Annotated in this window: 11 protein-coding genes; all 11 read right to left on the bottom strand. The window is 70.9% G+C overall.

Translation table 11 applies throughout. From position 1 onward, the window contains the following. Positions 1-40 precede the first annotated feature (40 nt). The 11 genes from otnI to LOC65_RS04120 all read right to left on the bottom strand — a co-directional run bounded on the left by otnI (position 41) and on the right by LOC65_RS04120 (position 12,769). Positions 41-841, bottom strand: a complete 801-nt coding sequence (otnI, locus tag LOC65_RS04170; RefSeq protein ID WP_230246746.1) for a 2-oxo-tetronate isomerase — start codon at positions 839-841, stop codon at positions 41-43. 33 nt (positions 842-874) lie between these two features. Then, positions 875-1,558 (bottom strand): aldolase, encoded by a 684-nt coding sequence (locus LOC65_RS04165; RefSeq protein ID WP_230246745.1) that lies wholly within the window; start codon positions 1,556-1,558, stop codon positions 875-877. Positions 1,559-1,563: 5 nt separating this feature from the next. Next, positions 1,564-2,838, bottom strand: coding sequence for a 3-oxo-tetronate kinase (gene otnK / locus LOC65_RS04160; protein ID WP_230246744.1), 1,275 nt, complete (start codon positions 2,836-2,838; stop codon positions 1,564-1,566). Next, the gene (gene ltnD / locus LOC65_RS04155) at positions 2,835-3,737 is read right to left on the bottom strand and encodes an L-threonate dehydrogenase (RefSeq protein ID WP_230246743.1); all 903 of its coding nucleotides are present in this window, start codon (positions 3,735-3,737) and stop codon (positions 2,835-2,837) included. Before ltnD ends, otnK begins: the two co-directional genes overlap by 4 nt. A 59-nt stretch (positions 3,738-3,796) precedes the next feature. Beyond that, positions 3,797-5,161 (bottom strand): GntP family transporter, encoded by a 1,365-nt coding sequence (locus LOC65_RS04150; protein WP_230246742.1) that lies wholly within the window; start codon positions 5,159-5,161, stop codon positions 3,797-3,799. Positions 5,162-5,469: 308 nt separating this feature from the next. After that, positions 5,470-6,243 (bottom strand): FadR/GntR family transcriptional regulator, encoded by a 774-nt coding sequence (locus LOC65_RS04145; protein WP_230246741.1) that lies wholly within the window; start codon positions 6,241-6,243, stop codon positions 5,470-5,472. 108 nt (positions 6,244-6,351) lie between these two features. Then, positions 6,352-7,149 carry a biofilm regulation diguanylate cyclase SiaD gene (gene siaD / locus LOC65_RS04140; RefSeq protein ID WP_009858044.1) on the bottom strand — a complete coding sequence of 266 codons (798 nt, stop codon included), beginning with the start codon at positions 7,147-7,149 and terminating at the stop codon, positions 6,352-6,354. Beyond that, positions 7,136-7,519 (bottom strand): biofilm regulation phosphoprotein SiaC, encoded by a 384-nt coding sequence (gene siaC, locus LOC65_RS04135; RefSeq protein WP_009858045.1) that lies wholly within the window; start codon positions 7,517-7,519, stop codon positions 7,136-7,138. The genes siaD and siaC overlap by 14 nt, the downstream gene beginning before the upstream one ends. A 16-nt stretch (positions 7,520-7,535) precedes the next feature. Further along, positions 7,536-8,078 (bottom strand): biofilm regulation protein kinase SiaB, encoded by a 543-nt coding sequence (siaB, locus tag LOC65_RS04130; protein WP_009858046.1) that lies wholly within the window; start codon positions 8,076-8,078, stop codon positions 7,536-7,538. Positions 8,079-8,089: 11 nt separating this feature from the next. After that, on the bottom strand, positions 8,090-10,081 hold the full coding sequence (gene siaA, locus LOC65_RS04125; RefSeq protein WP_009858047.1) for a biofilm regulation protein phosphatase SiaA: 1,992 nt from the start codon (positions 10,079-10,081) through the stop codon (positions 8,090-8,092). A 261-nt stretch (positions 10,082-10,342) separates the two neighbouring features. Next, complete coding sequence (locus LOC65_RS04120) at positions 10,343-12,769, bottom strand: TonB-dependent receptor (RefSeq protein ID WP_230246740.1); 2,427 nt, start codon at positions 12,767-12,769, stop codon at positions 10,343-10,345. Between the last annotated feature and the right edge of the window lie 13 nt (positions 12,770-12,782).

Below are 12,782 nucleotides of genomic sequence, written 5' to 3'. Positions count from 1 at the left end.
GACCTGCGGGCGCCGGCGCGGCCGGCGCCCGTGGCCCTCTTCAGGCCAGGTAAGGCTTCATCCAGCCCAGGCCGTCGGAGGTGCCGCCCGGCACCGCGCCGCGGGCCGGGCGGTATTCGCAGCCGATCCAGCCGTCCCAGCCGAGTTCGTCGATCAGCGCGAACAGGTAGGGATGGTGGATCTCGCCCACGTCCGGCTCGTGGCGCGTCGGCACGCCGGCGATCTGGAAGTGGCCGACCTGGCCGGTGGGCAGCCACTGGCGGATCTTGGCCGCCAGGTCGCCTTCGACGATCTGGCAGTGGTACAGGTCCATCTGCACCTTCAGGTTGGCCGCGCCGACCTCGGCGACGATGGCGTGGGCCTGGTCCTGGCGGTTCAGGAAGAAGCCCGGCATGTCGCGTTCGTTGATCGGCTCGATCAGCACGTTGATGCCCAGCTTGGCCGCCTCGGCGGCGGCGTAGGCGACGTTGGCGACGTAGGTCGCCCGCAGCGCCTCGCGCGTCTGGCCGGCCGGCACCAGGCCGGCCATCACGTGGATGCGCGGGCAGCCGAGCGCCACCGCGTAGGCCAGCGCCTGGGCGATGCCGTCGCGGAACTCGGCTTCGCGCCCGGGCAGGCAGGCGATGCCGCGCTCGCCGGCGTCCCAGTCGCCGGGAGGCGCGTTGAACAGCACCTGCTGCAGGCCGTGGGCCTTCAGCTGAGCGGCGAGCTGTTCGGTCGTGTACGCGTAGGGGAAGAGGTACTCGACACCCTTGAAGCCGTCGCGTGCGGCGGCGGCGAAGCGGTCGAGGAAGTCGTGCTCGTTGTAGAGCATCGACAGGTTGGCGGCGAAACGGGGCATGGTGGGCTCGTGGGGTTCAGGAGGGAAGACGCCTCACCAGGAGGCGCCGAAGCTGTCGCGCAGGGTCTGGATGCGGGCCTCGTCCAGCGGGCGGGCGAGGGCCTCGGGCACCAGCAGCGCCAGGCGCGCGGTCTCCTCGAGCTCCTCGAGCACCGCCATCGCCGCGGCCGGGCTGTCGTGCCAGACGTTGGGGCCCAGCCGGGCCAGCATCACGGCGCGGATCGGCCGGCCGGCGGCGGCGTAGCGCGTGATCGCCTCGGCCACCGCGTCGGCGGCCTCGGGTGCGCCGGGGCGCTGGTAGTCGATGTGCGGCACATGGCCCACCTTCATGACGAAGTACGGCGTGATCGGCGGCAGCAGCTCGGCTTCCCCCTCGGCCTGCAGCGAGCGCGCGACGAGGTGCGTGCCGTGGGTGTGGATGATGCAGCGCGCCGGGTGCGCCGTCGCTTCGCTGGCGGCGTAGATGCGCCGGTGCAGCACGATGGTCTTGCTGCCGCGGTCGCCGCCGGTCTGCCGGCCCTCGGCGTCCAGCCGCGCCAGCCGCGCCGGCTCCAGCGTGCCCAGGCAGGCGTCGGTCGGCGTGATCAGGTAGCCGTCGGCCAGGCGCACGCTGATGTTGCCGGCCGTGGCGTGCACGTAGCCGCGCTCGAACAGGCTGCGGCCGACGCGGCAGATCTCGGCGCGTGCGAGGTCTTCGTCGAGGAAGGGCGTGGCCATCGTGCTCAGCCTTGCAATCGCGCGAAGGCCTTGGTGAAGAAGTCGTCGGTGCCGAAGTTGCCCGACTTCAGCGCCAGGTGCAGGCCGCCGGGCGCCGCCGGGCTGAGCGCGTGGCACCAGGGCACGCCGGGGTCGATCTGGCCGCCGATGCGCAGCTGGGCGATGCCCAGCGCCTGCACGCAGGCGCCCGAGGTCTCGCCGCCGGCGACGACGAGCTGGCGCACGCCGGCCTCGACCAGGCCCCGTGCGATGCGCGCGATCGTCTGCTCGACCAGGCCGCCGGCCTGCTCGACGCCGAGCCTGGCCTGGATGGCGCGCACCGCGCCTGGTTCGGCGGTCGAATAGACCAGCACCGGGCCGCTGGCCAGGTGTTCGCCGGCCCAGGCCAGGGCCTTGGTGGCGACGTCCTCGCCGGCGGCGATGCGCAGCGGGTCGATCGCCAGCGCCGGCCGGCCCGAACGGATGAAGTCCAGCACCTGGCGGTTGGTCGCCAGCGAGCAGCTGCCCGAGACCACGGCCTGCAGCCCTTCGGCCGGCGGCAGCTCGGCCGCCCGCGACGACGGCGCCAGGCCGTGGTTGCCCGGCAGACCGATCGCGACGCCGGAGCCCGCGGTCAGCAGCGGCAGCTCGGCCAGCGCCGGCGCCAAACGCAGCAGGTCGGCGTTGGAGACGGCGTCGACGATGGCGATCGCCACGCCCTGGGCCTTCAGCTCGGCGATGCGCGCCCGCACCGCGTCGGCGCCCTGCCCCACCACCTGGTAGTCGATCAGCCCGACCTTGCGCTTGCACTGCGCCTGCAGCACACGCACGAGGTTGGCGTCGGTCATCGGCGTCAGCGGGTGGTCCTTCATGCCGCTGTCGCTGAGCAGCAGGTCGCCGACGAAGAGGTGGCCCTTGAAGACCGTGCGCTGGTTCTCCGGGAAGGCCGGCGTGGCGATCGTGAACGGCACGTCCAGCGCGTCCATCAGCGCCTCGGTGACCGGGCCGATGTTGCCGCGCGCCGTGCTGTCGAAGGTCGAGCAGTACTTGAAATAGAACTGCGTCGCGCCCTGCGCCTGCAGCCAGGTGAGCGCGGCGACCGACTGCGCCACCGCGTCCTCGGGCGCGATGGTGCGCGACTTCAGCGCCACGACGACGGCGTCGACGTCGGCGTCCAGCGGCCCGGGCGGCACGCCGATCGTCTGCACGACGCGCATGCCGGCGCGCACGAGGTTGTTCGCCAGGTCGGTGGCGCCGGTCGAGTCGTCGGCGATGCAGCCGAGCTTGAGGCGGGTGCTCACGGCGCCTCCTTCTTCGCCGGCAGCGTGATGCCCGGGAAGATCTTGATCACCGCGCTGTCGTCTTCGTTGGCGAAGCCGGCGGTCGAGGCCTGCATGAACATCTGGTGCGCGGTGGCCGCCAGCGGCAGCGGGAACTTGCTCGCACGCGCCGTGTCGAGCACCAGGCCCAGGTCCTTGACGAAGATGTCGACCGCCGACAGCGGCGTGAAGTCGCCGGCCAGCACGTGCGCCATGCGGTTCTCGAACATCCAGCTGTTGCCGGCGCTGTGCGTGATGACCTCGTAGATCGCGGCGGCGTCGACGCCTTCGCGCAGGCCCAGCGCCATCGCCTCGGCGGCGGCGGCGATGTGCACGCCGGCCAGCAACTGGTTGATGATCTTCACCTTGGAGCCGGCGCCGGCCTTGTCGCCCAGGCGGTAGACCTTGCCGGCCATGCCGTCGAGCACGGCACCGGCGGCGGCGTAGGCCGCGGGCCTGGCCGAGGTCATCATCGTCATCTGGCCGGCGGCGGCCTTGGCGGCGCCGCCGGAGATCGGCGCGTCGATGTAGTGGATGCCGGCGGCTTCGAGCCTGGCTTCGAGCGCGATCGACCAGTTCGGGTCGACCGTCGAGCACATGATGAAGGTCGAGCCCGGGCGCATCGCCGCGGCGGCGCCGCCTTCGCCGAACAGCACGGCCTCGGTCTGCGCGGCGTTGACGACCACCGACACCAGCGTGTCGCAGGCCGCGGCCAGCGCCGCCGGGTTGGCGCCGGCGACGCCGCCTTCACGGGCGAAGGCGTCGGCGACGCCGGGACGCACGTCGCAGACGTGCACGTTGAAACCGTTGCGGCGTAGCGTCCGGGCGATGCCCACGCCCATGGCGCCGAGGCCGATCACGCCGACATTGCGAGTCGTCATGGCAGTCAGATCCGTTCAGGAAGTCCGTGAGGACGAAACGCGGCGGATGGCGTACCGGCTCAGGCCAGCACCGCCCACAGGCCGCAGGTGAGCAGGAAGCCGGCGACGCCGAGCACGGTGGTCAGCACCGTCCAGCTGCGCAGGCCGTCGGCGACCGAGAGGCCCAGGTAGCGCGTGACGATCCAGAAGCCGGAGTCGTTGACGTGCGACAGGCCCAGGCCGCCGAAGCCGATGGCCACCGTCAGCAGCGCCACCTGCAGCGGGCTGTAGCCGCCGCCGGTGATGGCCTCGGCCAGCAGGCCGCAGGTGGTGAGGATGGCCACCGTCGCCGAGCCCTGCGCGGCGCGCAGCACCAGCGAGATGACGAAGCCGGCGAGGATCAGCGGCAGGTGCGCCGCGGCGATGCTGGTCGACAGCGCGGCGCCGATGCCGCTGGCCGTCAGCACCTTGGCGAACACGCCGCCGGCGCCGGTGACCAGGATCACGGTCGCCGCCGGCGGCAGCGCGGACTCCATGACCTCGTTGGTGCGCGCCATGCTCCAGCCGAGGCGGCGCGCGACCAGCCAGAACGACAGGCCGATGGCGACCATCAGCGCGAAGATCGGCGCGCCGATGAAGGCCAGCACGTTGCGCACCGGGTCGCCCTTGGGCAGCAGCGTCGCGCCGGTGGTGCCGATCATGATCAGCGCCAGCGGCACCAGGATCAGCGTCAGCACGACACCGACGCCCGGGGCATGCAGCTTGGCGGTGCCGGGTTCGGCTTCGGCGCCGAACCTGGCGAACTGTTCGGCGGTGGTCGGCAGCATCTCGTAGCGGCGGCGGTTGAGCCACTTGGCGACGACCTGCGCCAGCACGCCCAGCGGCAGGCAGATCAGCAGACCGAAGATCGTGACCCAGCCGACGTCGGCACTCAGCACCGCGGAGCCGCCGACGATGCCCGGATGCGGCGGCACGACGACGTGCACCGCCAGCATGATGCCGGCCACCGGCAGGCCGAACTTCACCGGGTCCACCTTCGCGGCCTTGCAGAAGCCGTAGACGATGGGCACCAGGATGATGAAGCCGACGTCGAAGAAGACGGGGATGGCCAGCACCAGCGCCGCCGCGGTCAGCGCCGCCGGCACGCGCTTCGGGCCGAGGATCTGCGTGAAGCGGCCGGCGAGGTTCGCGGCGCCGCCGGAGACCTCGATCATGCGGCCGAGCATCGCACCCAGCGCGACGAGGATCGCGACGCTGCCCAGCGTGCCGCCCATGCCGGCGATCAGCGTGCTGATGATGTCGCCGATCGGCATGCCGACGGCCAGGGCGACGAGCAGGCTGACCAGCATCATCGCGACGAAAGCGTGGACCTGCCAGCGGATGATCATCAGCAGCAGCAGGGCGATGCCGGCCGCGCCGATGCCGAGCAGGATGGGGGTGGACATGCGGTTTGTCTCCTCGGGCGCTTGGAGTGTGGGGAAGGTGCGACCGCGTCTGCGACGTCTGGGCCGGCGCCATGAACCAATCAGTTCATATGGTCATCCTACAAATTTCAGACAAGTTTCAACCTGGGGTTAACCCGGAAGCACAGGCTTGAAGCCGCCGCGGCGGCTTCCGCCCTCATCGGGTGCAAAAAGCCGTCTTCGGCCGGCGCCACCAGGGCTCGGCGCCCTCCTGCGGGGCCGTCGGGAACCACGCAGGTACAGCGCGCCGGACGGCGTTCGAGGCGGCCACCGGCGCCGCGGCGCGCGGCTCAGGCCGGCATCGTCGTCGGCACCAGCGCCGCTGCCAGGCGCGCGCCGTCCTGCCGCCAGAAGCTGGCATCGGCGTGCTGCAGTCGCAGCATCGCGTTGTTCATGTGCTGCGCGGCGGCGTGGCGTGCCGCCGGCGCGTCGCCGGCTTCGATGGCCTGCACGACCGCCTCGTGCTCCTGCTTGACCTGCTCGGCGAACTCGCGGTGGCGCGATTCGTTGGCACGTGTCACGCGCGTCACGCCTTGCAGGAACTGGGCAAGGTAGTCCAGCGTGCGGATCAGGAACGGGTTGCCGGCGGCCTCGCCGATCGCGCGGTGGAAACGCACGTCCTCGACGGCGCCGTCGCCGCCGCTCGCCACCGCGTCGGCGATGGCCTGCAGCGCCACGCGGATCGCCCGAGCCTGCGCCGGCGTGCGCCGCTGCGCGGCGAGTTCGGCGACCTCGGCCTCGAGCGCGCGGCGCAGCTCGATGATCTGCAGCACCGCCTCGCGCGACGCCGCTTCGGTCGGGTCGAAGCTCAGCGGCTCGCAGCCGGCGGCCAGCACGTAGACACCGCTGCCCTGGCGCGAATCGACGAGGCCACGCGACTTCAGCCGCTGCACGGCCTCGCGCACGACGGTGCGGCTGACGCCGAACTGCTGCACCAGCGCCTGCTCGGTCGGCAGCTTCTGGCCCGCGGCCAGGCCGCCGGAGCGGATCTCGGCCTCGAGCGCGCTGGCGACCTGGTCGGCCAGCCTCAAGCCGGGTCTGATCGTGGAAAAGGAAACCGACATGGAGGGAATGCCTCGGTGGGCCGCAGCGGCCGGCCACGACGCAGCCTGCGAACTGAACCTCACTGTACCGCAGCGTCTGCGGCGCAGCCGGCGCCGCCCGGCGCTGGATCAGGCGCTTTCGACGCGGTTGCGCCCGGCGGCCTTGGCCGCGTAGAGCGCCTGGTCGGCACGGTTGATGGTGGCCGAGAAGTCCTCGCCGTCACGGTGCTCGGCCAGCCCGAAGCTGGCCGTCAGCGAGACGCGCACCTCGCCGACGTGGTCGATGTCGGCGATCGCCTGGCGGATGCGCTCGACGATGGCGCGCGCCGCCTCCAGCGGCGTCTCGGGCAGCAGCATCAGGAACTCCTCGCCGCCCCAGCGCCCGCAGTGGTCGTAGCGGCGCACGCCCGACTCCACCGCCTGGGCGATGACCTGCAGCACGCTGTCGCCGGTCTCGTGGCCGTGCGCATCGTTGACCGCCTTGAAGTGGTCGACATCCATGATGGCCACGGCGAAGCCGCGGCCCAGGCGCTGGGTGCGCTCGCCTTCCTCGCGCAGCCGCTCCATCAGGAAGCGCCGGTTGCCCAGGCCGGTCAGCGGGTCGCGCATCGCGGCGTCGCGCAGCGCCAGGCTCAGGTCGCGCAGGCTGTTCTGGTAGCGGTCGGAGATGCGCACCAGCTTCTCCAGCCGGCGCACCTGCTTGTCGTACTGCTCGACCAGGCTCAGGCGCTGCTCGCGCGCGACGTGGTGGTAGCTGTCGGAGATGCGCACCAGGCGCTCCAGCCGTTCGCGCTGGGTCTGGAAATGGCCCAGCAGCTGCGCCAGCGGCTCGCGCAGCGGGTCGTGCTCGAGCGCCGGGTCGGCCAGCAGGGCCTCGATGCGCGAGACCAGGACGACGTCGTCCGGCAGGGACTTAGGCGCCGCCATCGGCCAGGATCTCGAAGGGGAAGCTGCAGTCCTCCCGGAACTCCTCGGCGAGGTCGAAGACGCGGTCGTTGCGCGGGTCGTAGTACCAGCTCACGCGCACCTCGCGGCCCTTGCCGAAGGCGTCCTCGCACAGGTCGAAGATGTCCATCATCGCCTTGACCGAGCTGGTGTTCATGTAGACCAGGCGCAGCTCCAGCTGCAGCGGCCGGCCGTCCTGGCCGAGATAGTCCTCGAGCCACTGGATCACCTCGCCGAAGAACTCGAAGGAATTCTCGGGATAGGAGTCCCCGCGCATCGCCAGGACGCCCCGCTCCCAGTCGCCCTGGATTTCGGGGGTCGAGTTGCCCCCCTGGATGTGCAGCTCTTTCATCGTCGTCTCGTCTGCTTCAGATCACCGCCCGCAGGCTGAAGAATGCCTTGCCGTCGCCGGCCGGCGACAGCGACGCCGCCAGCGGCGCCGCCGACTTGCGCGCGACGTCGATCAGCCCGAGGCCGGCGCCGGACACCGCGTCGGCCGCACGCGGCCGGCGCAGCTGTTCCTTGTACGCGGCCTTCAGCTGGGCCTTGTCCATCGCCGCCAGCGCCGTCACGCGCTCGAGCAGCGCCTCGCCGTCGGCCTGCTCGACCAGGTTGCCGGCCTGCACGGCGTAACCGCCATTCTCGTCGCGCGCGACGACGACGGTGGCCGCCCCCGCCAGTTCGTCGTACTGGCGGCTGGCGGCGTAGTGGCGGATGTTCTGCGTCAGCTCGATGTAGACCGCGAACACGTCCATCGCCGACGACGGGTGCGCCTGGTCGGCCTGCAGGTAGTTCTTCAGCGCGTTGCCGATCTCCTCGATCAAGCTGCGCGAGATCGGGCCGTTGAAGCACAGCAGGATGCGGCTGCGGTTGAAGTGCTCTCTGAGGCCGAACAGGTCGATGGATTCCATGGGGATGCGGCTCAATCGAAACGGAAGGACAGGAGGGTGATGTCGTCGCGCTGGGCGTGCGGGCCCTGGTAGGCGGCCAGCGCCTGCTCCAGGGCCTCGGCCTGCTCGCGCAGCGGCCGGCCGGCGACCTCGCGCAGCAGCTGCGCGAAACGCGCATTGCCGAAGCCGAAGCCGTGGTCGCCGCCGGCCTGGTCGAGGTAGCCGTCGGTGACCAGCGTGTAGGTGGTGCCGGGCAGCAGCGGCACCTCGACGTCGTCGTACTCGCCCTGGCGGCGGTCGCCGATCGCGCGGCGCCCGCCCGGCACGCTGGAGACGCTCTCGCCATCGCTCCAGTACAGCGGGATCTTGGCTCCGGCATAGACCATGCGGCGGTTCTCCAGGTCGACGAAGACCAGGCCGGCGTCCATGTTGGTGGCAATGGCGCGCGGCAGCGGGCAGTCCTGGAGCATCGCACGCATCGCCGCGTCGGTGTGGCGCAGCACCCGGGCCGGCGAGGCGATGCCGGTCTGGTTCATCGCGTGGTCCAGCGCCGCACGCGCCAGCATCGTCATCAGCGCGCCGGGCACGCCGTGGCCGGCGCAGTCGACGACGCCCACCAGATAGCGCGGGCCCTCGCTGCGGAAGACGTAGAAGTCGCCGCCGACGACGTCGCGCGGGCGCCAGAGCACGAAGTGGTGCTCGCCGAGCTGCTGCGTGAGCTGGCGCGCCGGCAGGATGGCGCGCTGGATCAGGCTGGCGTAGTCGATCGAGTCGCTGATCTTCTGGTGCGCCGCGCGCATGTCGCGGTTGGCGGCCTCCAGCGCCTCGGTGCGCTGGCGGACCTCGGCCTCCAGGTTGCCGGTGTAGGCGCGCAGCTTCTCGGCCATCGTCGCGAAGGCGCGGCCGAGGTCGGCGATCTCGTCGTGGCCGTCGGCCGGCACGCTGACCTGGAAGTTGCCGTGCGAGATCGCGGTGGCCGACTTGTGCAGCCGGCGCAGCGGCCGGATGACGAGCCGGTTGACCGCCAGCACGAAGGCCGCCAGCAGCAGCGCCAGCGTGCCGGCGGCCACCGCCGCGGCGGTGTTCAGCCAGTCGCCGTCGATGACACGCGCCGCGTCCAGGTCGACCGCGGTGACGACGTGCCACTTGAGCTCGGGCACGTAGGACAGCGCGAGCAGCTGGCGGCGCCCGTCCAGCGTCGCCCACAGCGTGGACACCTGGCCCGGACGCGCGACGGCGGCGTCCATCGCGGCGGCCAGCGCGGCACGTTCGCCCTCGGGCAGCTGGCCGGCCAGCGTCTGCTCGGCGCGCGCGGTGCTGCCGGCCTGGTTGGTCGAGATCAGCCGCGTGTCGCGGTGCGCCTGGATGGCGCCGCTGCCCGACAGGATGATCGGCGTGACGCCGGCCTCGGCGGTGTTGATGAACTCGGCGAGGAACTGCCGCAGGTCCAGCGCCGCGCCGGCCACGCCCAGCGTGCGCGCGCGGTCGCGGATCGCGACGTTGAACCAGACCATCGTGACCTGCAGCGGCACGTCGACGTTGACGTTGATGTTGTAGTCCTCGGGCCGGCGCAGCGTGGCGTAGAACCAGGAGTCGTCCTCCTTGGCCGGGTCCAGCGTGTAGCGCGGCTCGGCGCTGAAGGGCTTGCTCGGGTCGTTGAAGTAGAAATGGCCGCTGAGCCCGCTGGCGATGAAGTAGGCGTGGTCGCGCAGGTCCAGGCGGAAGGCCTCGGCCTCGCGCAGCGCCAGCGTCTTCTTCGCCGGGTCGGTCTCGTCGAGCAGCCACTGGCGCGTGAGCTGAGAGCTCGCCAGGCGGCGCGCCAGCGCCAGCTCCCGGTTGAGCAGCCCCAGGATCTGCTCGCGCTTCAACTGCGTGTAGTTGCGTGCGAACGCCTCGCCGAAGTGGTCGCGCACGCCCTCGACGAGCTGCCAGCCCAGCAGCCCGGCCGGCAGCAGCGCCAGCAGGCAGGCCGCCACGAGGGCGAGGATCGACTTGGCGCGCAGGCCCATGCCCCAGGTGGCCATCAGCGCGTCCTCATTCCCGTCAGTTCTTCTTGCGTTCTCACATGCCACCCGGTGCCCGTGCCGGCGAGCATACCTGCGGCGCGTGACCGCGCCGCGGGGAGATTGTCCGCGCCATCGGGAACCGACCCGAACGCCGGGGCTTGGCCGCCGACGTCGCACCCGGCATCCGGGCGCTCGGGCAGGAAAAAGCCCGGGGAGCGTCGCCCCCCCGGGAAAAGGGTCGTCCGGGCGCGGCGGCGACCGGACGTCCCGTGCCTTCGGTCAGAAGCGCGTTTCCAGCGTCGCGAAGACGTTGCGGCCCTTGCCCACGCGGGTCGTCGTCTCGACGTCGCGTGCATTCAGGTAGGAGGCGTCGAACACGTTGTTGACACCGACCCGCACGCTCAGGTCGCGGCCGAAGAAGCCGCTGCCCTGGGCGTTGGGGCGCCAGCGCGCGTAGACGTTGGCCACGGTGTAGTCGTCACGCACGTACCAGTAGGTCTTGCCGCCGCTGACCAAGGAGGCGGGGTTCGGCGACGGCTTGAACCAGTGGGTGACGCTGCCGCCCAGACGCAGGCCCGGGGTGGCGTTGAAGAAGGCACCGATGTTCAGCTTGTCGGCAAAGGCCTGCGGCGTGTCCTGGTCGTTGGCCTCGTTCTTCTGGCTCAGCGTCGAATAGGCCAGCGAAATGCCCCCGAGCGCGTGCTCGTAGCTGGCCTGCCATTCAACACCATGGCGCTTCACGCGGTCGACGTTGCGGTACATGCCATAGGGCGAGCCCTCGGGGGAGGTCTCGTCCGGGCGCACCAGCGCCAGCGCGATCATGTCCTGGATGCGGCCGTCGAAATACATCAGCTTGGTCTCGAAGCTGTCGGCCGCGGCGAACACGCCCTTCTTCTCGTACGAGAAGCCCAGCTCGTACTCGCGGATGGTCTCGGGCTTCAGGTTGGGATTGGGCAGGTACCAGTAGTGCGGGTTCAGCGGACCTTCGGACGAGGTCTCGTGCGGTGTCGGCGCGCGGAAGGCCTCGGACCAGTTGGCCAGGAGCTGCAGGCCCGGCACGACACGCAGGCTGGCACCCAGGCGCGGCGAGAAGTGATCGCCGTCATAGCTGCCTTCGTTGGCGTCGACACGGCGGTCGAAGCGGTCGTAGCGGCCACTGAGCTGGGTCACCAGCCTGCCGTCCCAGAAGGTCGATTCCAGGTGGCCGTAGGCGCCGGAGTCCTTGTAGGTGTTGGGCAGCGAGCCGAAGTCGCTGTAGACGCCGTTGAGCAGGTAGGTCGCGTCTTCCTTGCGCTTTTCGTAGTCCACGCCGGCGACAAGACGGTGCAGAACCGAGCCGGTCTCGAAGTGGGCCTCGTTGCTCAGGCGCAGGCCGTAGCGCTTGTCGGCGTTCTCGTAGTCCAGGGCGTTCGTGGCGCCGTTACGGATGTCGACGTAGGTGTAGCCGCGGTCGTAGCTGGAGCGCGAGTGATAGACGGTGCCGGTGACGTTCAGCCAGGCCCGCGTCGGGTCGATGTAGCGGTACTTGGCGACGGTGTCGCGCTGCTGCAGCTCGCCGATCACCGGCCCCGTCGTCGTCGAGTAGTTGGTGTGGTAGAGCGTCTGCCAGGTGGTCTCGTTGTCCAGCTTGTAGTCGTAGTGCGACAGCGAGAGCCTGTGACCGGCGGCCGGCCGGATCGCCCCTTGCAGGTACAGCACACGAAGGTCTTCGTCGTTGTCGACGGTGTCGATGCCCTTGCCGTTGGCGTCGACGCTGAACTGGCGCGACATCTTCATGTCGCCGGCCCGGCCCTTCTTGGCGTAGGCCAGGAGCTCGTACGGCTTGTCATCCGGCGCGTAGGCCGCCGCCACGTAGCCCTCGCGGTAGTCGTTCGACTCGTAGCGTGTCTTGACGGCAAAGCCGGCGTGCTCGCCGGTCGGCACGAAGTCCTTGGCGTCCTTGGTCGTCATCGCGACGACGCCGCCGATCGCGCCGCCGCCGTTCTGGACCGACGATGCGCCCTTGACCACCTCGACCTGCTTGAGCAGGTCGTTGTCGGAACGGAAGCTGGAGATGTGGTTCGAGTACAGCGACACCGAACGCCGGACCCCGTCCTGCAGCACGATGACGCGGTCCTCGGACTGGTAGCCGAAGCCGCGAATGTTGAACTGTTCGCCCGTCATGCGGCCGCTGTCGCCGCCGGTGGTGACGCCCGGCAGTTCGCTCATCGCCGAGATGACCGTGCCGTGCTGCTCGAGCGCCTCGCGGCCAATCACCGCAACCGAACCCGGGTAGATCCTGGCGTCGGTCTCCAGGCTGGTGCCGACGACGGTGATCGCCGGCAGGCTGCCGGCCTGGCGCGGCGCGGCGCCCGCGTGCAGCGTCCACCGTCCATCGGCAGCGCGCCCTGCGGACAGCCCCGTGCCCTGCAGCAGACGGCTCAGCGCCATCTCGGCACCGTACTCGCCGCTCAGCCCGGGCGAGCGGCGGCCCTCGGTCAGCGCTGCCGGCGCTTCGATCACGATGCCGCTGAGCGCCTTGAACTGCTCGAGCGCGGCGGCCAGCGGCCCGGGTTCGATCCGGTACTGGCGGACCGTGTCGACCGCGGCCGGGGCCCCGTCCTTGGCGCTGGCCGCAGCGGTCATCGTCATCGCCGACAGCGCGGCGAAGACCGCGCGCGCCACCACCCGCTGGGCCGGCTGACGGGCCTTCTGGAGTCTGTTCATCTCATTTCCTCGA

The sequence above is a fragment of the Rubrivivax sp. JA1055 genome (assembly GCF_020966565.1).
Classification (GTDB): domain Bacteria; phylum Pseudomonadota; class Gammaproteobacteria; order Burkholderiales; family Burkholderiaceae_C; genus Rubrivivax; species Rubrivivax benzoatilyticus.
Note: the sequence above shows the minus strand (reverse complement) of the source record. Positions and strands in the feature narration are given on the sequence as shown.